The sequence below is a fragment of the Streptomyces sp. NPDC094143 genome (genome assembly GCF_040303825.1).
GTDB lineage: Bacteria > Actinomycetota > Actinomycetes > Streptomycetales > Streptomycetaceae > Streptomyces.
Map to the genome: position 1 here is coordinate 97,308 of NZ_JBEOTZ010000002.1, position 20,463 is coordinate 117,770.

Annotated in this window: 19 protein-coding genes and 2 tRNA genes; 14 read left to right on the plus strand and 7 right to left on the minus strand. The window is 70.5% G+C overall.

Annotation, left to right across the window (positions count from 1 at the left end; translation table 11 throughout):
* Positions 1–62 precede the first annotated feature (62 nt).
* A complete protein-coding gene (locus tag ABTZ58_RS02895) occupies positions 63–596 on the plus strand; it encodes an NUDIX hydrolase (protein ID WP_351349751.1) in 534 nt (177 codons plus the stop codon).
* Here ABTZ58_RS02895 and ABTZ58_RS02900 read toward each other — a convergent pair.
* Entirely contained in the window at positions 574–1,914 is a 1,341-nt protein-coding gene (locus ABTZ58_RS02900) for an NsdA family TPR-like regulatory protein (protein WP_351349753.1), read from the minus strand. The two genes, ABTZ58_RS02895 and ABTZ58_RS02900, sit on opposite strands and share 23 nt — an antisense overlap.
* 113 nt (positions 1,915–2,027) lie before the next feature.
* On the opposite strand from ABTZ58_RS02900, the gene ABTZ58_RS02905 reads away from it, so the two are divergent.
* The 3 genes from ABTZ58_RS02905 to ABTZ58_RS02915 all read left to right on the plus strand — a co-directional run bounded on the left by ABTZ58_RS02905 (position 2,028) and on the right by ABTZ58_RS02915 (position 3,836).
* Complete coding sequence (locus tag ABTZ58_RS02905; protein ID WP_086851077.1) at positions 2,028–2,270, plus strand: hypothetical protein; 243 nt, start codon at positions 2,028–2,030, stop codon at positions 2,268–2,270.
* A 207-nt stretch (positions 2,271–2,477) separates the two neighbouring features.
* Positions 2,478–2,921, plus strand: coding sequence for a glycine-rich domain-containing protein (locus ABTZ58_RS02910; protein WP_351349755.1), 444 nt, complete (start codon positions 2,478–2,480; stop codon positions 2,919–2,921).
* 72 nt (positions 2,922–2,993) lie between these two features.
* Positions 2,994–3,836, plus strand: coding sequence for a protein kinase domain-containing protein (locus ABTZ58_RS02915; RefSeq protein WP_351350387.1), 843 nt, complete (start codon positions 2,994–2,996; stop codon positions 3,834–3,836).
* 893 nt (positions 3,837–4,729) lie between these two features.
* Here the strand turns inward: ABTZ58_RS02915 and ABTZ58_RS02920 are convergent.
* Positions 4,730–5,215, minus strand: coding sequence for a GntR family transcriptional regulator (locus tag ABTZ58_RS02920; RefSeq protein ID WP_351349757.1), 486 nt, complete (start codon positions 5,213–5,215; stop codon positions 4,730–4,732).
* Between the two features lie 170 nt (positions 5,216–5,385).
* Here ABTZ58_RS02920 and ABTZ58_RS02925 point away from each other — a divergent pair, with 170 nt between their 5' ends.
* The 7 genes from ABTZ58_RS02925 (at position 5,386) to ABTZ58_RS02955 (ending at position 11,173) form a co-directional block, all read left to right on the plus strand.
* Positions 5,386–5,736 carry an SCO3933 family regulatory protein gene (locus tag ABTZ58_RS02925; RefSeq protein WP_306965592.1) on the plus strand — a complete coding sequence of 117 codons (351 nt, stop codon included), beginning with the start codon at positions 5,386–5,388 and terminating at the stop codon, positions 5,734–5,736.
* Positions 5,737–5,819: 83 nt separating this feature from the next.
* Entirely contained in the window at positions 5,820–5,945 is a 126-nt protein-coding gene (locus ABTZ58_RS02930; protein WP_351349759.1) for a hypothetical protein, read from the plus strand.
* Positions 5,942–7,363, plus strand: coding sequence for a cell division protein FtsK (locus ABTZ58_RS02935; RefSeq protein WP_351349761.1), 1,422 nt, complete (start codon positions 5,942–5,944; stop codon positions 7,361–7,363). Before ABTZ58_RS02930 ends, ABTZ58_RS02935 begins: the two co-directional genes overlap by 4 nt.
* Before the next feature lie 48 nt (positions 7,364–7,411).
* Positions 7,412–8,140, plus strand: coding sequence for a DUF2637 domain-containing protein (locus tag ABTZ58_RS02940; protein ID WP_351349763.1), 729 nt, complete (start codon positions 7,412–7,414; stop codon positions 8,138–8,140).
* A 146-nt stretch (positions 8,141–8,286) separates the two neighbouring features.
* Positions 8,287–9,750: a replication initiator gene (locus ABTZ58_RS02945; RefSeq protein WP_351349765.1), complete on the plus strand. Its 1,464-nt coding sequence runs from the start codon at positions 8,287–8,289 to the stop codon at positions 9,748–9,750.
* Positions 9,747–9,929, plus strand: coding sequence for a helix-turn-helix domain-containing protein (locus ABTZ58_RS02950; RefSeq protein ID WP_093781320.1), 183 nt, complete (start codon positions 9,747–9,749; stop codon positions 9,927–9,929). Before ABTZ58_RS02945 ends, ABTZ58_RS02950 begins: the two co-directional genes overlap by 4 nt.
* On the plus strand, positions 9,929–11,173 hold the full coding sequence (locus tag ABTZ58_RS02955; protein WP_351349767.1) for a site-specific integrase: 1,245 nt from the start codon (positions 9,929–9,931) through the stop codon (positions 11,171–11,173). The genes ABTZ58_RS02950 and ABTZ58_RS02955 overlap by 1 nt, the downstream gene beginning before the upstream one ends.
* 118 nt (positions 11,174–11,291) lie before the next feature.
* On the opposite strand, the gene ABTZ58_RS02960 is transcribed toward ABTZ58_RS02955, so the two are convergent.
* From ABTZ58_RS02960 to ABTZ58_RS02975, 4 genes are all read right to left on the minus strand, one after another.
* Entirely contained in the window at positions 11,292–11,468 is a 177-nt protein-coding gene (locus tag ABTZ58_RS02960) for a hypothetical protein (RefSeq protein WP_351349769.1), read from the minus strand.
* A gap of 5 nt (positions 11,469–11,473) precedes the next feature.
* Positions 11,474–11,713: a DUF2188 domain-containing protein gene (locus ABTZ58_RS02965; RefSeq protein WP_078962565.1), complete on the minus strand. Its 240-nt coding sequence runs from the start codon at positions 11,711–11,713 to the stop codon at positions 11,474–11,476.
* A 513-nt stretch (positions 11,714–12,226) separates the two neighbouring features.
* Positions 12,227–12,299: transfer RNA gene (locus ABTZ58_RS02970), tRNA-Arg, on the minus strand.
* A 194-nt stretch (positions 12,300–12,493) separates the two neighbouring features.
* Positions 12,494–12,587 (minus strand) — tRNA-Ser (locus ABTZ58_RS02975).
* A 209-nt stretch (positions 12,588–12,796) separates the two neighbouring features.
* Here ABTZ58_RS02975 and ABTZ58_RS02980 point away from each other — a divergent pair.
* Both ABTZ58_RS02980 and ABTZ58_RS02985 read left to right on the plus strand, forming a co-directional pair.
* Positions 12,797–13,300 carry an SSI family serine proteinase inhibitor gene (locus ABTZ58_RS02980; protein WP_351349771.1) on the plus strand — a complete coding sequence of 168 codons (504 nt, stop codon included), beginning with the start codon at positions 12,797–12,799 and terminating at the stop codon, positions 13,298–13,300.
* Between the two features lie 330 nt (positions 13,301–13,630).
* On the plus strand, positions 13,631–18,490 hold the full coding sequence (locus ABTZ58_RS02985; protein WP_351349773.1) for a PAS domain-containing protein: 4,860 nt from the start codon (positions 13,631–13,633) through the stop codon (positions 18,488–18,490).
* An 18-nt stretch (positions 18,491–18,508) separates the two neighbouring features.
* Here the strand turns inward: ABTZ58_RS02985 and ABTZ58_RS02990 are convergent, their stop codons facing one another.
* Positions 18,509–19,087: a TetR/AcrR family transcriptional regulator gene (locus ABTZ58_RS02990; RefSeq protein WP_351349775.1), complete on the minus strand. Its 579-nt coding sequence runs from the start codon at positions 19,085–19,087 to the stop codon at positions 18,509–18,511.
* A gap of 128 nt (positions 19,088–19,215) precedes the next feature.
* On the opposite strand from ABTZ58_RS02990, the gene ABTZ58_RS02995 reads away from it, so the two are divergent.
* A complete protein-coding gene (locus ABTZ58_RS02995) occupies positions 19,216–20,427 on the plus strand; it encodes an MFS transporter (RefSeq protein WP_351349777.1) in 1,212 nt (403 codons plus the stop codon).
* Positions 20,428–20,463: the final 36 nt, after the last annotated feature.

Genomic DNA, 20,463 nt, shown 5'->3' on the forward strand with positions numbered 1-20,463 from the left:
ACCTCTGCCCCCTCTTCCGGCCGGTCTGAGATCCTGGAGACCGATCGAGAGGGGCCGCAGGTATGGAGTGGAAGACCCACGGTGAGCGACAGGTCTACACGAACAAGTGGGTGAATCTGTGTCTGGTCGACGTCCAACAGCCCGATGGACGCAGGTGGGAGTACCACGTCGTCCGCCTCCGGCACCTGGCCGTAGCCGCTGTGGTCAACGACCGCCAAGAGGTCCTGATGATGTGGCGCCACCGCTTCATCACGGACTCGTGGGCCTGGGAACTGCCCATGGGTCTGGTTGAGGACGGCGAGACCCCGGAGGAAGCGGCGGCCCGGGAAGTCCTGGAAGAGACCGGCTGGCGTCCCGGCCCCATCAAGCCCCTGATCTACGCCGAGCCGGCCAACGGGATCACCGACTCACAACACCACGTCTTCCGCATCGACGGCGCCACCTACGCCGGTCCGCCCACGGAGAAGAACGAGTCCGACCGCATCGAGTGGATCCCCCTCTCCGACGTGCGCGGGATGATAGACCGCCGCGAGATCGTGAGCAGCGGCTCACTCGTGGGTCTGCTCTACCTGCTCATGGACGAAGCGATCCGCTGACCGGCGGGAGGAGTTCCCGTAGCCGTGCCTCGAAAGCCAGGGCTACGGGCTCCTGCCTGTGCGGGGCCAACTGGCCGTAGAACTCCCTGAGATGCCCTGACACTCGCTCCGAGGCCACCGCTGACGCGGGCTCCAGGGCTTGCGTGGCGGTGTGGCACGCCTGGTCAAGCTTGCCCTGGTCCAGCTGCGTACGAGCCAGCCAGAACGAGTGGAACGCGCGGCCTCGCTGGTTCGTGTGATGCTCCCGCCGCAGCGCATCGGCGATCAAAGGTTCGGCAGTCGCCGCTTCGCCCAGTCGGCCATGGGCGATTCCCGTGTCCACGATGAGCTTCGGCTCGTCGAAGTAGGTCACCCATGAGGGGTCCGGATCGCTCGCCCCGATCCGCTCGAACTGGCTGTGCGCTTCCCCGATCGCCCGGTGCGTGTCATCACGGTTGCCGAGCGTGGCGTGGGCGAACGCTTCCCGCATGGCCAGCATCGACATAACGCGTGGCGTGCTGCCGAGTGCTGACCGAGCCTGGTCCTGGGCGGCGGTCACGAGTGCCAATGAGTCCGCGGGCTTGTCCTGGTAAGTCGCCTGCAAGCTCATGCAGGCGAGGACGTTGGCCATGAACTGGCGGTCGTCGATCTCCTTCGCCAGTTGCAGGGCCTCAGTGAAGTACGCGCGGGCCTGGTTGTACTGGCGGGCGTCGAAGTAGGTCCAACCTGTCAGGCGTGCAAGCTCGGCCGCGATGCCGTATAGGCCGTTCTGGATCGACGGTGGTCGGCTCTCCTTCAGGAGTCCGACGACATAACGGAGCTGGCCGACGATGGCGGGTCGCAGTGCTTCGCCACCGTGCTGGTCGTCCCGTCGCCAGTAGTCCTCGATCGAAGACCGGAATGCTTCAAGCGTGGCCTTGTTCAGACTGGTTCGTGTGGCCAGCGCCAAGATGCTGTCCACATCGGGACCTGGCAGAGACGCGGGGGCCTGCTGCTCCGGCTCCGGTATCTGGGGCGTCTCGCGCTCGTCGACTACGAGGGCCTGAGGCGTCTCCCACGCTCGGCGGGCAAGCCCAAGCATGTCTCCTGGGATGCGCAAGCCGTCTGAGATTCGCTCAATGACGTCCATGTGCTGCAAGTGGCGTCGGCCTGCGATGACTTCGCCCACGCGGCTCGGCGTCAGGTCACAGCGCCGGGCGATCATCGACGGGTAGATCCCCGCCCTGACCTTCACCAGCCGGAAGACTCTTGCGAAGTCCCGGACCCGACACGCATCGATCATCTCGGGATCGGTGAGCAGCCTGGCCGGCAGTTCCTGCGGCCGGTCCGGGTCGGGCATCGGCAAGCTCCCAAACTGCGAGGGCTACGCAACGTCGCTGGTTCTCTACTTCCCGCGATGTTACCCAAGTTGGGTAATCAGCCTGACCTTTTAGCGACGGCCCTCCGATCGCGATGCTCCCTTGCATGGCGAGCAACCAGCAGACCAGACCAGGCATCGGTGAACTGGCGAAGGACACCGCCAAGGGACGTATCGGCATCGTCATGGGTGAGCTCGGCGGCCGAGTGCAGATACGGCCCATCGGCGGCGGCCGGGAGTGGGATGCCATGCCGGACAAGGTGGTGCAGCCGAGTGCTCGGGAGGAACTGAGCGCCCGCCTGGCCATCAAGAACGGCAACAGCAGGGACGGCCTGTGATGCGCGCCATCGGCCGTTACGCGGGAGTCCTCTTCATCATCCTGATCAGCGGGTCGTGCGGCCTGGTGATCGGCATGGCTCTCGCTGTCGGCCAGTAGACCGGCCGCCCCGGACGGGTGCTCATTCCCCGGTTTCCCCACCCCCGTTCGGGGCGGCCTCCCAACCCCGTAAGTGCCACGCTCCACTACCCAAAGAGGGAGTACTCGCATGACGGCAACGGCGAACGACCAGAGGACCGGCCGCGCGGTGGCTGGCGAGGAACTGTTCCAGAGCCTCACCCACTTCGTGGTCGTCCACAGCGGGCAGTCACCCGAGCGTGCCGAGCGGATCGCGGACCAGGCGGTCGCCTTCGTGGTCACCGCAGCCACCGCCACCGTCCCCATGGTCCCGTCGGACGACGTGGACCTGGGCCTGCACGCGCTCATCCTGCACACGAAGGAGTACGCCGAACTGTGTGAGCGGTACGCGGGCCGCTTCCTGCACCACAACCCGAAGCCCGGCGGTGGAGCCCGCGACCCGAAGCAGGTCGCCGCTTCGGCGCGCGCCATGAAGACGGCCGGGTTCATGATCTTCGATGACCTGTGGACCGTGAACGGCGCGAACCTTGCCCAGTGCGACTCAGACTGCGGCCGCCCGTACGGCCAGGCGTAGCACCAGACAGCAGCAGCGCGGCCGGCCTCGACTCGTGGTCGGCCGCGTTCGCTCCCGGAAGGAGAACAGATGTTGTCCGGCTCACCCTCTGAACTACCGATCGTGGTGCTCGACGCCCTGATGCCCACGTCTCAGCGCCTGGTCCTGAACCGCCGGGGCTCCATGGTCTGGGAGGTGCGGAGCCATCGAGGCCACTACGCCGTCAAAGTCGGCTACCCGATCCAGGCTACGGCCGACTGGCCCGCCCAGCCCTGGACCGCCCTCGCACCCGCACGCGAAGGGGCCGTGCTGCATCGCCTCGGCTTCGACGACTTCGCGTACGGAGAATGGGAGCACGGGACGTGGAACTTCCAGCCGTGGCATGAGGGGCCGGACTTGTACCGGCTGTGGGAGCCCTGCCGTAGCAATTACTCGTCTGTCGCACCGCACGCCAGCGTGGCGCTGGGCTGTGTCGAGGCTCTGGCCGAACTGCACGCCAAGGGCTGGGCCCACGGCGACGTACAACCCGCCCACTTCATCATCGGGCCGGAACGGACGCATCTGATCGATCTGGCGCTGTCCCGAGGCGGACACGTCCCCGAGGGATACGACTTCCCGTTCCGCGGCTGCCTCGTCCACTACGAAGCACCGGAGATCGCGCGCAGCGTGCTCGCCACGGGTGAAGCCGAGCCTACGCCCGAAGCCGACGTCTACGCCCTCGGCGCCTCCCTGCTGATCTCGGCCACCGGTTGGCGGGCTGTCGAGTATCCGGACGACGCTCCACGCCCCGTCCAGAGAGAGGCCGTGGCCAACGGCAGACGCCGCCCCGCCAAGGCACCCGGTGAGCTGGGCGAGTTGATCGAAGCCATGCTCAGCCACGCTCCCGAAGACCGGCCGACCATCTACGAGGTGGGTAAGACCCTGAGCTGCCTCTAGAGCCTGGTTCGCCCGGCGGCGCTCGCATAACCAAGACCGACAACAAAAGACCGGACCACCCCTCAGCCTGGACAGCATTCCGGGTGGTCCGGTCGCGGAAGCCCTGATCAGGACCCCGGTGCCGATGGTAGCCGGGGCAGTTGGCGTGCTCGGATGCGGGTGCGGACCCTCGGCTTCATGTTGTCCAACGAGGAAGGGCCTTGACCTGAGCCACCGAAAGTCAGCCATGACGGCGGGCGAGCCGAACGAGCACCCGCCACGTGTGCTTCCAGCAACCACCCGCCGGCCTCAACCACGCTTCTTCCAAACGTCACGGCCTGGCCCTCGATCTTGCATGAGCGTTGTCGACATGCCCGGCGACTCCACCGGCCATGCGGATGTGAGCTGTGGGCGGTCTGGTGGTGCGGTCGAGCTTGATGCATCCCGGCCTGGCCCTGGTGCTCGGAGTGTGCGCGTTGCTTCCTGGTCTGGTTATCCGCCCTGGCGGTTGTGCGCGCTGAGCGGCGGGGGGCCGCCGGAGCGGTGGCGGAGACAAGGAGCGGCGGCGGCCACGGGCCGCCAGCGCGCGCGGCCCGCCGTAGGCGGGCCGCCTTGATCCAGTAAAGAAACTCCGAACAGCTCCGCAGGGCAGGGCGATGGTAGATCAGCGAAAGAGCCGCTCAACGCCGTGGGGACGCCCGGCGGCTGGGAGGAAGCGCGGAAGCGCGAAGCGCATCGACGGCACTGGTAGCAAGCGGGAGACATGGCCGAGCACATAGCGGACGACGAGATGGGGTCGACCAGCATTCACGTCGAAGACGCGGATCAAGTGGCCGCGCTGATCCAAGAGATGCGGGCAATGGTCGATCGCCTGAGCAAGGAGACCAGAGCACTGCGTGAGGAAGTGACTCAGCTCAGGACTGCGACTTCGATTGCTGAGACTTCAGCTCCTCGACCTCACGCCGCAGTTCCTGATGATCAGCGCTGAGGGCACGAAGCTCATCACGTAGAGCAGTGAGCATTGCAGTGAGGGTGTCCCCGGTGGCTTCGGAGCCGTCGGGGCTCCCCTCCGTCTGTTCTGCCTGCGGGGGCGTCTTGTCCCTGTTGGCGAGGTACCAGGCTGGCGGGGTGTAGCCCACCGAGGACTCGCCGGCTGCGTCATGGTCAGCCACGAAGCTGCCCCGCCCGTGGATCGTGTAGATCAAGCCCTCGTCGCGCAGCACGTTGAGCGCGCCCCTCGCGGTCATGTTGGCCACGCCGAAGCGTTCCTGTAGCTCGCGAATGGACGGCATCTGCTCGCCCGGCTTGATCCGCCCCTGCAAGATGTCGCGCCGAAGCTCGTCGGCAGCGTGCTGATACGGCGGCCGACGGTCCTGCTTGCTCTCTGGCGCGGGGCTCATGGCCCAAGAGTAGCGATCCTTAGCACCCCTAGCACACCCCACTGACGTAGGTGGCCTATGTCAGCTGACACCTAGCTCACCACGCACACTTGATAGTGCTAGGTCAGCTATGTTCAATGGTGATCACGCCCCGCCGCCTGGCGGAGCGCAACCGAAAGGAACCGACTCCCATGGCACGCATCCGTGTTGGCCTGCTCCCCACCTCGTCGTTCATGGTCGGAACTCTGCCGGTGCCGAAGTACGCGGACCAGGAGAAGACGCAGTTCGCCACCGACCGTGAGACCGGCGCGAAGCTCTACACGATCACCCTCTTCTTCATGGAGGAGGGCCGCGCCGAGGCACTGAAGATCACCGTCCCGGAGACCGGTCTTCCTGACGGCCTCAAGCCGGGTGTCCCGGTCATGCCGGTGGAGCTGTTCGCCACCCCGTGGGCGCGAATCTTCAACGGCTCGCTCTCGGACGGCATCGCCTACCGCGCGGATCGGCTGGACCTGATGGCCCCGGCTACTGAAGCGGCGTGAGCGGCACGGCTCCCCGGTCCGGCGCTGAGCGCAACTACCCGTTGCCTCACGCCGGGCCAGATGCCCGGTTCACCGAATCCCTCGTGACCTCGGTAGCGGGCGTGCTCGTCGGCTACGGCTATCCCCGTCTCGACGCCTCGGCCGACCGAACGGCCCTCGAATCGGCCCTAGCGGCCTTCCTCTACGACCCTCTGGAGCGGGACATATGAACGGTCCGAACGACCCGGCACAAGGGGCCTTCCACTACGGCTCCCTGGTGGTCGAGCTGGCGCTAGTGGTACTCGTCGGGTGGGCGGTGTGGTGGGTTGTCCGCTACCTGCGCGCCGACGCCATGACCCGGCAGTCCATCTGGCAAGCCGTCCGCGTGCGGTGGGGCTGGAAGCGGCTCGCGCCGATGCTCAAGCTGGCGGCCACGGACAGGACTCCAACCGCGCTCGCGTCGCTGGCGAACACTGACGGCAAGCCGATCAAGCCTCGCGTCCTCATCCCGGCCCTCAAGGTCACGCATGACGCATACGGCGTGATCGCGCGGGCGAGTTGCCTGCCCGGCGTGGGCCTGGAGCAGTTCCAGAAGGCGGCCCCGCATCTGGCCGACGCGTGGAAGTGCACGCGGGTCGCGATCACGCAGGACAAGCCCGGACAGGTCGTCATCCGGGGCGTGCGGCTCGATCCGCTCAAGCTCCCCACCGAGCACCGGCCCACGGGCTACGTGCCGGATGAGACGGCCCGGTGGGACCTGGGCTTGGACGAGTACGCACAGCCGGTCTCGGTAGACCTCACACAGGTGCCCGGTGTGACCGTGGCCGGCCTCCCAGGCTTTGGCAAGACGAGCCTGATCAACCGGCTTCTCTCGGACTGGGCGCCTTCCCCCTGCGTGCAATTCGCCTGCGCGGACGGCAAGGTGTCCGCCGCACACGAAGGTGACTATGCCGACTGGGCGCAGCGCATGTTCGCCTTCGTCGGGGACGACCTGGAAGAGGCCAACAAGCTGTTCCGGAACCTGGTCGAACTGCGGCGCCTCCGGTCTGCCTGGGTACGCAAGGCGCTCGGCGTGAAGTCCATGTGGGATGTCGGTCCGTCGGAGAATTGGCCGCTGGTCGTGCTGGTCATCGACGAAGCACACACGTACTTCCGCGACCACAAGGGCAGCGACCCGAAGACCAAGAAGCTCGCCGCTCTCGCTGCGGAGAACGCCCGGCTCGTCGAGGACCTGGTGAAGAAGGGCCGTTCGGTGGGGATGCTAGTCATCCTCGCCACTCAGAAGTCCACCGGCGATGCGATCCCGACCTTCATCCGTGATGTGTGCCCCGTGGGCCTGAGCTTCGCGCAGAAGACAGCTGAGGCCGCTGTCGCCGCGCTGGGCGAGGAGATCCGGGAGTGGCCCGATGCCAACCCGATCAACCTCCAGGACCCGACGTATGTCGGCGTCGCCGCAATGAACCACCAGTCGCAGCCCGGCTTCACCCGCATCCGCACCCCGTACGTCGCCGACGCTGACGCAGCCCGAATCGCCGACAGCACCGCTCACCTGACCGCCGACCCCTCCGCGCTCCTGGAAGCCCTTCTCGGCCCGCGCATGTGGGACCAGGCAGTCGACCTGGAGAAGCCCGCCGCCGACGCCGCCTAACCCTCGACTCACGCGCCCGTCACACAGAACCGAAGGGAGGTGAATTCCTTGACAGAGGACCGGATCACTCAGCGCACCATCACCGCCGTGATGATCGTCATCGCCGTGCTGGCGTTCGTCTTCTCCTTTGGCAACGTCTGGTCTCTGGCCCTCCGCCTGGGCGTCCCCTCACCGATCGCGCCGCTCATCGCCCCGATGGTGGATCTCTCCGTGGTCGGCCTGCTGGTCGCCCTGCGCTACCTCTCCTTGCGCGGCCTGCCCGCCGAACAGATGACGGCCGCCACCCGGCTGATGCACTTCTCCGGGCTGCTGACGCTGGCACTCAACGTCGCCGAACCCATCGCTGCCGGGCACTACGGCCGGGCAGCCGTGGACGCCGTGGCTCCCCTGCTTCTGCTCGGCTGGGGCACGGTCGGCCCGCAACTCCTGCGCGCCTTCCACAGCGTCACCCGCCCCGCCGACCCGGCCTCCGAAGCAGAAGAGACCGAACCAGCGCCCGAAACGGCCTCGCCCTATGCCCCCGCTGCCGCACCGCTCACCGATCCGGCCCCTGCCGTCGCGCCGGACCCAGTCCCGACCACGGCCCCGGTAGCTCCGCGCGTCACCCCGGCTCCCGCACCACCCGCGTTCAAGGTGCCTGAGCCGCTGCTGACCGAAGCGCGCTCCATCGCCGCGTCCCACCACGCCGAACACGGGACAGCGATTACTCCGGCCCAGCTGAAGACGCGACTCGGCATCGGCCTGCCCATGGCCACCGCCCTCCACGCCGCCCTGTAGGGCCGCACCCCCCCGCCGGCCTTTCCGGTACCTCCCGCCTTCGCCCGCCCTGGGTCCGACCCGTCATGCCTGCGGGCAGCCGCCCGAGCGCTAATCGCTGCTGCTCGCAGGCCCACCCTCACGCCAGAAAGGATCCCCGCCCTCTCATGCACCGCCCCCTCGACCTGCGGCACGTCGTCAGCCCCGGCCTGCGGGACCTGATCGAGCTGGCCAACACCCACAACTTCGACCGCGTCACCGAACAGGTTCGCAACCTGCGCGGCTGCACCAACCCCATCAACCTCCACGGCTGGACGGTCACCACCGACTCGACGACCAAGGAAGTAGTCCGCTCCTACCGCTCCGAGGACGAGCCCTCCGGACGCCTCCTGACCACCTGCGGCAACCGCCGCGCCTCCCGCTGCCCCGCCTGCTCCCGCGTCTACGCCGCCGACACCTACCACCTGATCAAGGCTGGACTGTCCGGCGGCAAGAACGTCGCCGAAACCGTCCGCGACCACCCCCGCGCCTTCGTCACCCTCACCGCCCCGTCCTTCGGCCCCGTCCACAACCGCAAGACCGACAGTGCGGGCAACACCCGCCCCTGCGGCTGCGGTGCCTACCATGCCGAGGACGACCCGGCATTGGGCACCCCGCTCGACCCAGTCACCTACGACTACTCCGGCGCCGTGCTCTGGAACGCCCACGCCGGGCAGCTGTGGGCACGCTTCACCACCTACCTGCGCCGCGCCCTGGCCGAGCACCTCGGCATGACGCAGAAGGCGCTGAACTCCGCCCTCCGCGTCTCCTTCGCCAAGGTCGCCGAGTATCAGAAGCGCGGCCTGGTCCACTTCCACGCCGTGATCCGCTTCGACGGCCCCGACGGCCACACCACCACGCCCCCGCCCTGGGCCACCTTCGACGCCCTCCAGGTCGCCGTGGGTCTGGCGGTCGAGCGGGCCCGGCTCACGGTCGAGTCCGACGCCATCGGCGAACGCGTGATCAAGTGGGGCGACCGGTTCAAGGTCGACCAGGTCTCCGCCTTGGGCAACGGCGAACTCACCGATGCCAAGGTCGCCGGATACGTCGCCAAGTACGCCACCAAGAACGCCGAAGGCGCGGGCACCGTAGACCGCACCCTCATGTGCCGACCCTGCCAGGGACGCGGCTACGTACGAGGTCCCGACGGCTTCCGCGACCTGTGCGACGACTGCGAAGGCACCGGACAGGCCGAACCCATCAAGGCCCTACCCGTGCAACGTCACGTCCGCCAGATGATCCGCACCGCTTGGGATCTCGGGAACCTGCCGGAGTTCGCCGACCTCAAGCTCTGGAAGTGGGCCCACATGCTCGGCTTCCGCGGCCACTTCTCCAGCAAGTCCCGCGCCTACTCCACCACCCTGGGCGCCCTCCGCGACGTCCGCCGGGCCTGGCGTCTCGCCCAAACCGAAGCCGCCCGTGCCCGCGCCGGCCTTCCCGCCAACGGCGAGAACACCACCCTCGTCACCGCCTCCTCGTGGACGTACCTCAGCAGCGGCTACCGCCCCGGCGAGGAACTTCTAGCCGCTCAGGTCCGCCAAGACATAGCCCACATCCAACGCCTCAAGCAGGAAGGACTGCTGCCCGTATGACGACGGCCGTACTCACCGTGGACCAGGTCGCCGAACGTCTCGGCATCAGCCGCTGGAAGGTCCACGACCTGATCCGCTCCCGCGAACTCGCCTCCTTCAAGATCGGCCGCTGCCGCCGCATCAGTGAAGCCGCCGTGGACGCCTATGTATCCCTCCGAACCGAGCAGGAAGCCGCCTGATGGCCAAGCCGAAGAAGAACGCCAACAACGAGGGCACCATCTACCAGCGCAAGGACGGCCGCTGGGAGGGCAGTGCCTACGTCCTGACGACGGACGGCACGTACAAGCGGCGGAGCGTCTACGGCAAGACCTGGGACGAGGCGCACGAGAAGCTGACCAGGCTCAAGGCCGACTCCCTGAACGGCCTGCCGGTCTCCACCAGCAAGATGACCATCGCCGAGTACCTGACGTACTGGCTCACGAACGTCGCCCAGGGCAAGGTCCGCAGGACAACGTACGTCAACTACGAATCGCTCATCCGCAACTACGTCACGCCCGAGTTCGGCAGGAAGAAGCTGGCCCGGCTTACCGCCCGTGACATCCGGGCCTTCCTGACCAAGACGGCGGCCACCTGCCAGTGCTGCGCGCAGGGCAAGGACAAGAACCGGCCCGAGCACAAGCGGCGCTGCTGCGCCCTCGGCAAGTGCTGCACGAAGCTCCCCTCGGACCGGACCGTGCGCTTCCTGCTGGTGCTCCTGCGGGCCGCACTCCAGCACGCCGTACGTGAGGACGAGCTGCCCCGCAATGTGGCCCGGAACGTGGAGCTGAGCATGGGAACGAAGCGTGAGATAGAACCGCTCACGGTCACAGAGGGGCGACAGCTCCTGGCGGCGGCCCGAGACAACCGGCTGTGGGCCGCGTACGAGCTGGCGGTCCGCATCGGCCTGCGGCGCGGTGAGCTGCTGGGGCTGCGCTGGTCGGACGTGGATCTCCACGAAGGCGTCCTCACTGTCCGGCAGGCCCTACAGCGGGTCGGCGGCGAGCTGCTGATCGTCGCGCCGAAGACTCAGCGCTCGGCCCGCCGCGTGGCCCTGCCGTCCGAGTGCGTGACCGCGCTCCGCGCTCAGCGCGCCCAGCAGCTCGCCGACCGGAAAGCCGCTGGCTCGAACTGGAAGGGGACGGCCCAGGGCCTTGTCTTCACCACGAAGAACGGCACCCCCATCGAGCCGCGCAACCTGAACCGCTCGTTCGAGGCGCTGTGCGTCCGCGCCGGCGTCCGCAAGGTCCGCTTCCACGACCTGCGTCACACATGCGCCTCGCTGCTCCACGAACAGGGCGCCGACGCCCGCATGATCATGGAAGTGCTCGGCCACAGCTCCATCCGCGTGACCATGGACATCTACACCTTCGTACGCCTCGACTCACAGCGCTCGGCCTTCGACCGCGTGGGCCAAGCCCTACGGAAGGACGACGACACGAAGTGAGTGAGTAGATGGACGCGAAACCGAGACCCTGACTGGAACCCACTGTGGTTTCGCACATCCCCGAGACGGAGCCCTCGCCGCGTTGGCAAGGGCTCCGTCTCAGCATGGCCTACCTGAGTCAGCCGCTGACCAGGTCAATCGTCTCTACCCGAGCAGACCGGATTCTGAGCGTCACGACGATGTCACCGTCGCCATCGACCGTGTAGAAGTCGATGAAGTCGCCGACGGTCTTGAAGCCAGCGGCTTCAACCTCACGCTGCCCGCTGAAGTCCTTGTTGATCACGTACTTGTCCATCGCGATCAGCCTTTCGACTTCTTCGGGTCACTGCCTGGCGGGACGGTGTTCTGCTCCCGCACCTGGCCGTTCTTGCCGCGAACGCGAAGCTCTCCGCCACCGTCGTTGGCCAGGATCTCTTTGGCGCGAGCGACTGCCGCCGCCTGAGTCGGCAGAAGTGCACTGGCTCTCTCAGCCCCGGGCTTCGTCACCGCCCAGCCATCGTCCCGCTTGGACACATCCCGGGTGTTGGGCCGATCTGTCATGGCACATCCGTTTCCGGAGTCGGACGCGCGGCGCTGCCCGTCTTGGAGGAACCAAGAGAGGGCGATAAGGTCCCAAGGCGCGACCAACGCATCAGGCCCCATTGCCGTGTGCCCAACCCCAAGTTGGGCCCCGGCTGGGGCCTGGTTTGGTTTGGCGGATCAAGTGAAGCACCTCGAACGGCCCAGCAGCAAGCAGGACACCACAACATGTGCCACGAACCAATAGGCACACCACAACATCTAGTGTTCGCGACGGAGCACAACACCAGATTAACGGCACCCACTGACACCTCAGAGGACTCAAAGAAGACGAAGAGCCGCGCAGCCGCACCAACCTCCGCCTCAGCGTCGTCACCGGGGCGCAGGCGCTGCTTGCGCGTCGGGCCGTGGCCCGCAGCTCGCATCGCCAGACGCCCTCGCCGATCGAGGGCAGGAGCGGTTGCCGTCAAACACTGCCGTCAACGCAAAAGCCAGAGGCCCTGTGGATCACTCCACAGGGCCTCTGATCTGCTGTGCACTCGGCAGGATTCGAACCTGCAACCTTCTGATCCGTAGTCAGATGCTCTATCCGTTAAGCTACGAGTGCTTGTTCTGTTTTATCGCCGCTCCCGGGCCTTCCGGCTCGCTCGCGGCGACAGGAAGAACATTACATGACTGCCGCCGCCATGTGAAATCCGTTAGCCATACCGCTCGTGACCTGCGGAAACGCCGTCTGGACGGGGTGTGCGGCACCCCCGGCAACGGCGAAGCCCCGGTCGGCTGACCGGGGCTTCGTGATCGTGGCGGAGGCGGAGGGATTTGAACCCTCGATGGGCTTTAAGGCCCAAACCGCATTAGCAGTGCGGCGCCATAGACCGGACTAGGCGACGCCTCCACACATCCACCCGCACGAGCGCGGGTCGGTGCGTGCCGATGATGACACAGTCGAGCGGGGTGTCACCAATCGACCCCCACGGTACTAGGCGGGAAGGGCGCAGGGCAAAGGCCTTGCCCGGCCCGCGGCCGGGCCGTCGCGGGAGGGCCGGACGGAGGGCGTGCGCGGGGCGCGCGCAACGTCCGGGAGCGTGCCGCGTTAATCAGGGCATGTTGCCTGCCACTCCCCGGGCCACCGCCCGCCCCGCCCTGCGACGCCTCCTCGTCGGCGCCGCCGCCTCCGTCGCCGCCGTCGGGTCGCTGGCGGCCGTCCCCTCCACCGCGTACGCCCGGGCCGACGCCGCCGCCCTGCCGTCACCCCCCGGCGGACCGGACCGCGACCACCTCACCGTCACCGTGCGGAACGCGGGCGGCGGGACCGACGGGACGTACGAGCTGTACTGCGACCCCGACGGCGGCAGCCACCCCGACCCGCGCGGAGCCTGCGCCATGCTGCAGCGGGACACGCGCTGGGGGCGGGACCTCTTCGCCCCCGCCCCGGAAGGCGGCTTCTGCACCATGCAGTACGGCGGACCGGCCACCGCGCACGTCACCGGCACCTGGGCCGGGCGCCCCGTCGACGCCACCTACGACCGCCGCGACGGCTGCGGGATCGCCCGCTGGGACCGGCTCGTGCCGCTGCTGCCGGACATGAAGGCCGGAGGCAAGGGCTGACGCGGGCCGGGAGGCGGAGCGGGCCGGTGCCGGCCCGTTCGCGCCACACTCCGCCCTGATTCCGCCGGCTCCGGGCGGCTCGGCCGAAAGATACAGAAACGCCGCTCTCGTAAAGGTCCCGCGAAGGTCCCGCGACGTCGTCGCAGGAGGGCGGGCATTTGACGCTTACTCGGTCGTCAGTTCGGGGTCACTTCCTCGTGCGACCTCCCTCTCATCCGGCGTCGCGAGCGCAACCGCAGCCCTTAGACTCCCTCGCGTGACACGGCCCGGGACGGTTGGCAAGATGGCCCGAGCGGTCGGCAAGGTGCGGTAACAGGGAGGAAGCGTCTCGTGAGCAGCAGGCCATCCCGAGGCGCTGCTCGCCTCGCAGCCATACTGGACGCCCTGCCGGACGCGTTGGTGCTGGTCAATGCCAACGGGACGGTCGTCAACGCCAACTCCATCGCCCTGGACGCCTTCGAGACCCCGGGCACCGCCCTGGTGGGGCGGGGGCTGCTGGACCTGCTGCCGCAGTTCGACTCCAAGCTCATCCCGGGCTCCATGCGGCGGCCCGAGCACCTCGACCCGCGGGCCCGGACCAAGCCCACCCGGATGGTCGCGCGCAGGACCGACGGGACGGAGTTCCCCGTCGAGGTCACCAGCGCGAACCTGGAGAACGGGCAGCAGGCCTACGACAGTTACGGCTACACCGGCGACGAGCTGCTCATGCTCGTCGTACGCGATCTGTCCGGGACCGTCGACACCGAGGCCGAGCTCGCGCGCTCGCAGCGGCAGACCGAGATGATCCTGCGGGCCGCGGCCGAAGGCGTCGTCGGGACCGACACCGACGGACGGATCGTCCTCGTCAACCCGGCCGCCGCCCAGATACTGGGGTACCGGGCCAGCGACCTCGGCGGGCGCGAACTGCACACGCTCGTCCTGCACTCGCGCCCCGACGGCTCTCCCTTCCCCTACGAGGACTCACCGCTCGCCGACACCCTGCGCTCCGGGCGCAAGCACCGGGTGCGCGGGCAGGTGCTGTACGCCAAGGACGGCTCGAAGGTGCCGGTCGACCTGACGACCGCGCCCGTGCGCGACGGCGACCAGCTCGTCGGCGCCGTCATGACCTTCACCGACCGGCGGCCCTACGACGCGGTCGTCGAGGAGAAGGAGGCGGCGGAGAAGGCCCACGCCGAGGAGCTGGAGCGGCTCTCCGAGGAGCATGCCTCCGAGCTGACCGCCCTGCGCCAGCAGCACGTCGCCGAGGTGGAGGAGCTGCGCGAGCGGCACGCCGAGGAGCTCGCCGCGAACGAGGAGCGCTACGCCGCCCTCGGGGAGCGGGAGAAGGACCGCTTCGAGGCGCTCGCCGCCCGGCACGAGCAGCTGCTGACCCTGCTGGGACGCTCCCTGCGCGGGCCGCTGGAGGAACTGCGCCGCGAACTGGCCGCGCTCGCCGCCGACGACGCCGGGCAGCTGTGGCCCGAGGCCAACCAAGTGCTGCACCACCTCTCGGCCGGCTACTCGCGCATCACGACGCTGATCGACAACGTCCTCGGCTACCAGCGGCTCGACGCCGGCAGTGAGAACGTCGCCCGGACGAAGGTGATGCTGGACGCCGTCGTCGCCGCCGGTGTGGACGGGGCCGTCGAGCTCATCGGGCCCGGGCGGGTGCAGTTCGCCGTGCACGCGCCGCCCATCGAGGCCGAGGTGGACCCCCGGCTGCTCGCCACGGCCCTCGCGCATCTCGTCGCGGACGTGGCGGGCGTGGACGCGACCGGCAACACGCCCGTGTCGGCGGGCGGTTACCTGGACAACACCGTCGTGGTGGCGGCGGCGCAGCGCGGTGAGGTCGTCCGCATCGAGGTGCGTGGGCCGTACGCCGGGGGTGACACCGTCCACGAGCCCATCGTGCGCGGGATCGTCCGGGCCCACGGCGGCGTGCTGCAGACGCACGAGGTGCCCGGGATGAGCGGGAGCGCGTACGTGCTGGAGGTGCCGCTCGGGGGCGGGGCCGGGGCCGTCGCCGCGCAGCCGGTGGACGAGGGTGGTGCCGCCGCTCCGGCGGAGCAGACCTCCGGGGGAGGGCGGCGCCGGGCTCGGCGGGGCTCGACCGACGCGTTCCTGGACGCGGACGTTCCGGCGGCCGAGGGTGACGGGGCCGCCGGTGACGGTGCTGCTGCCGGTGCCGATGCCGGTGGTGCCGAAGGGGACGTGCCGACCGGGCGGCGCCGGCGGCGGGCCGCCGGGGAACCGGCCGCTCTTCCCGCACAGGCGTCCGGTGAGGGCGCCGCGTCGGGCGGTACCGGGCGGCGGCGCGGCCGGGCGGCCGAGGACGCGGGTGCGGGTTCCGGTGCGCCTGCCGTCGCGGGTGCGATCGCGGGAGCCCCTGGCGCCGCCACCGCCGGGGCCGTCGGGAGTGCCGTCCAGGGTGTCGCCGAGGGGGCCGTCGTCACGGCCGCCGAGCACGCGGCCGGGACCGCGGCCTCGGGGACGGGGCTGGGCGGGACCGTTCCGCCGCAGGGTGTGCCCGCGCCGCCGTCCGGGCGGCGGGCCCGGCGGGAGCCGGGTGAGCAGCACGCGCTGCCACCGGCCCTGCCCGCGCCCTCGTCCGGTGAGGCCACCGGTGGCCCGGGCGACGCGGCGCAGCAACAGGGTCAGCAGCCGACCGGGCGCCGGCGGCGGGCGCTGGCCGCCGCGAACGAGAGGGCGGCGGCCGCGCAGCAGGCGGCGGGGCCGCGTCCGGTGTTCGCACTGCCGCCCGCCGAGTCCGACCAGACGGCTCCGGCCGGGCAGGAGGCGGTGACGGTTCCGCCCGGCACGGCGGGTTCGCCCGAGGCCGCCGGCGTCCCGGGTGCCGCCGGACCCGCCGGTGCCGGCGGAGCCGGGGCCTCCGCGGCCTCCGGCGACGGAGGTGCCGACGAAGGCCGGCACGACGCCGTGCCGCACGACCAGTCCGCCGATCACACACCTCCGCAGCCGCATCCCACGAGCGCGCCGACCGGGCGCCGGCGGCGTGCGGTCGCTCCCCAGCCGGCCGAGGCGGCCGAGGCGGCTGGGGCGGCCGGAGCGGCCGCGGCCCAGGCGCCGGGTACGGGTGCGCCGAGTACGGCGGTGCCGGTCGCGCCGGATGCGGCGGTGCCGGTCGCGCCCGGTGCGCCGGGGAGTGGGCAGCCGGTGGGGTCGGCGGTGCTGGGTGCCTTGCCGGGTGCCATGCCCGCGGGGCCCGGTCAGAGGGCTGTCACCCAGCAGGATGCCGCTGGTCAGATGCCTCATGCTCGGGTCGGCCCGGGGCATGCCGCTCCGGGGCAGGGCGCGCCCGCGCAGGCCGGGCTGCCCGCCGGTCAGGGGGCGCCGGGTGCGGCCGTTCCGCCGCAGGGCATGGCGGCCGCGGCGCAGGGCCACGCCGTTCCCGCGCGGGACAACGTCCCGCAGGCCGACGTCCCGCAGGCCGACGTCCCTCAGCCGCAGGGAACGGTCCCGCCGCAGGGCATCTCCGCGCCTCCGCCGGGCGTGATCGCACCCGGGCAGGACGTCGCCGTACCCCCACAGGGGGCTGCCGTACCCCCGCAGGGGACTGCCGTACCCCCGCAGGGTGTCGGTGTGCAGCCGCAGGTCGTGTCCGTGCCCGCTCAGGGTGGGCTCGGGCAGAGTGTGCAGGCCGTTCTTCCGGGGCAGGCGCCGGTCCAGGCCGGGCCGCAGGGCGCGCAGCCGCTGCCGCAGCAGGGCGGTGTCGCGCCGGAGGCGCAGGCCTCCGCCGGGCAGCCGCTCCCCGCCGAAGCCGTGGCAGGGCCGAACACCGCCGGTCCGGCCCCCGCCCCCGCGCCGCAGCCCTGGCCCGCCGCCGACGACACCTCGGGAGCCGGTGTCGCCGTACCGCAGGCCGCCGCGCAGCCCGGCACTCCGGCGCCGGGCACCCCGCTGCCCCCGGAGGGCGTGCCGCGGGCGGCGCAGCCGTTGCCCGCCGAGGCCGGGGCGTCCGCCGATCCCCACTCGACGCAGGGGCGGGCGATCAGCGTGCGGACCCTGGGCCAGGGCGTGCCGTTCAACCGGCAGGCGGCGCAGGTCCAGCAGCCGTCGGCGACGCCTCCCCCGCACCAGCCGGGCGGATCCGGCCGTCGCCGCAAGCTCGGCACCCCGCCCGACCCGGCCGCCCGTACCGAACAGGCGGCGCGTCCCGAAGCGACGCCCCGTACCGATCAGGCGCTCCGCACGGAGCAGGCCGCCCGGCCGCATCCGGCGGCCGAGCCGGTGCCCACGCCGGTCCCGGCGCAGGTGCCCGCCCAGGTCTCCGCGCCCGTTCCGGCGCAGCCGTCCCTCGCCGGCCAGTCACGGCCGGCGCAGATGACCGAGGGCGGCGGGCGCTCGTACGCCATAGGTGCCCCGGACGAGAACGCCGCCGAGGGCCCCGAGCCGCTGGACGGTCCGGGCGGTGCCGTCGAGGTGGCCGATCCGCCGCGCCCGCAGCCGATGGACGACGAGTTGCCGCCGGAGCCGCTGGACAACCCGCGCCGGCTGCTGGTGTGGCCGGCGCCGGACGTCAGCACGCAGCAGGGGCTGAGCGACCGCGGCTACCGGCCGGTGATCGTGCACTCGCGCGAGGAGGTCGACGCGCAGATCGCGGCCTTCCCCGCGGCGCTGTTCGTCGACCCGCTGACCGGTCCGATCACGCGGACGGCGCTGCAGTCGCTGCGGCAGGCCGCCGTGGCCGCCGAGGTGCCGGTGCTGGTCACCGCCGGTCTCGGGCAGGCCTCGCGGGACGCGGCGTACGGCGCCGATCCGGCGGTGCTGCTGAAGGCGCTGGCGCCCCGGGACAGCGAGCAGCACCCGCCCCGCGTCCTGCTCGTCGAGGAGCACGCGGAGATCGCGCTCGCGCTGACGGCGACGCTGGAGCGGCGCGGGATGCAGGTCGCGCGGGCCGCCAGTGACGCGGACGCGGTGGCGCTGGCCGGGCAGTTCCGGCCGAACCTGGTCGTGATGGATCTGATGCAGGTGCACCGGCGGCAGGCCGGGTACGCCGGGATCATCGACTGGCTGCGGGCGAACGGGCAGCTGAACCGCACCCCGCTCGTCGTCTACACGGCCGCAGTCGACCAGGCCGACCTGCCGCGGCTTGCGTCGGGAGAAACGGTGCTCTTCCTCGCCGAGCGGTCCACCAGCGGCGAGGTGCAGTCCCGGATCGTCGAACTGCTCAGCCGGATCGGCAACAACTAGCCTCCGGGGGCCTCGGGCTCAGCGCGCCGTGAGTCTGCGCGCCGCCTCCTTCACCGAGGCGCGCAGGCGGTCGCGGTCGGTCGCGTCGTCGCCGACCAGGATGCGCCGCATCTGCGGGACGACGGCGGTCCAGTTGGCGAGGGCGGTCAGCAGGAAGAGCAGGTCGGCCGCCGGGATCGCGTCGGTGACGACGCCCCGGTCCTGACCGTCCTTCAGAGCGGCGACCTTGCGGCGGTAGTGCTCCTGGCGGTCTGACTCGTGGGGCAGCTCGGCGCTGCCGTACTCCAGGCCCTCCCAGAAGAGCAGGCGCAGCAGCTCCGGGTGGTCGGCGTGGTAGTCCATCAGACGGTCGATCCAGCTCTCCAGGTCGTCCGGGTCGACGGGCACGGCCTCGGCGAGGTGGAGCATCTTGCGTTCCAGGACGATCGCGAAGAGCTCCGCCTTGTTGCCGAAGTAGGCGTAGATGAGCTGCTTGTTGGCCTTCGCCTCGGCGGCGATGCGGTCGATGCGGGCACCGGCGATGCCGTGCCGGGCGAACTCGGCGACCGCCGCCTCGAAGATCCGGGCCTTGGTGGCCTCGGGGTCCCTTGCTGCCATGCGATGAGGGTAGCGCGCCAGGTAACCAACCGTTTGGTTGACAGGAATGAACGAGCCGCCCATGCTGTTGGGCAGTTCGCCAACCAACCAGTTAGTTGTTAGAGCCGACTCCAAGGAGTCCTCCCCTCATGTCGTCAGCGACGTCGTCAGCGGCCACGACCGCACCCCACCGCACGGCCCCCGCGCGACGGGACCGCACACCCGCCCCCGGCCTCTTCCTCACGTTGATCGCCGTGTGCAGCGCGGTGACCGCCGCCAACATCTATCTCGCCGCCCCGCTGCTCTCCCTCATGGCCCGCGACTTCGGCTCGGCGCCCTCGGCCGTCGCCTGGATCGCCTCGGTCGCGCAGCTCGGCTACGCCGTCGGCCTGCTGTTCTTCGCCCCGCTCGGCGACAGCGTGAACCGGCGCCGGCTGGTGGCCGGGCTGACACTGGTCACCACGGTCGCGCTGGTCGCCAGCGCGGCCGCGCCGGGCGTCGGGGCGCTCGCGGTGGCCGTCTTCGTCGCCTCGGCGGCGACGGTGATCCCGCAGCTGCTCGTGCCGCTTGTCGCCGAACGCGCCCCAGCGGACCGGCGGGCCCGGCATGTCGCGGCCGTGATCGCGGGCCTGTTCACCGGGATCGTCGGGGCCCGGGTGCTGGGCGGTCTGGCCGGGCAGGCCTTCGGCTGGCGCTGGGTGTTCGCGGGCGCGGCCGTGCTCACGCTCGCCCTGGGGCTGGCCACCGCCTCCGTCCTGCCCTCGCGGCGGCGCGGGACCGGTTCGCTGTTCTCGGGGTTGGCCGCCCTGCCGTCGGTGCTGCGCAGTTCGTCCGACCTGTGGCGGGCCTGTGTGCGGCAGGCCGGCATGTTCGGTGCGTGGAGCGCGCTGTGGACGTCGCTCGCGCTGCTGCTGACCGGGCCGGCGTACGGGCTGTCCACCGCGACGGCCGGGCTCTTCGGACTGTTCGGGCTCACGGCGACGGCGGTGGCGCCGCTGGCCGGCGGGCTGGTGGACCGGTTCGGCGCGACCCGGGTCGTGCGGTCGGCGTATCTGCTGGCCGCCGTGTCGGTGCCGCTGTTCTGGCTGGGCGGGCACGCGCTGGCCGCGCTGTTCGCCGCCGCCGTCCTGATCCACGCGGCGCTCGTCGCGTCGCATGTCGCCAACCAGACCCTCGCCCTGACCGCGACCTCCACCCCGGCCACCGCCAACACGGCCTACGTCGTCGCCGGTTTCGCGGGCGGCGCGGCGGCGTCGGCCCTCGCGGGAGCCGCGTACAGCCACTTCGGCTGGGGCGGGGTGTGCGGGGTGGCGGGATTGTGGCTGGTGCTGGGGTGGGGGCTCAGCCGGCCGCGGCGGTGAGGGCATGGTCGTGGCGGGGAGTCTCCCGGACGGGCC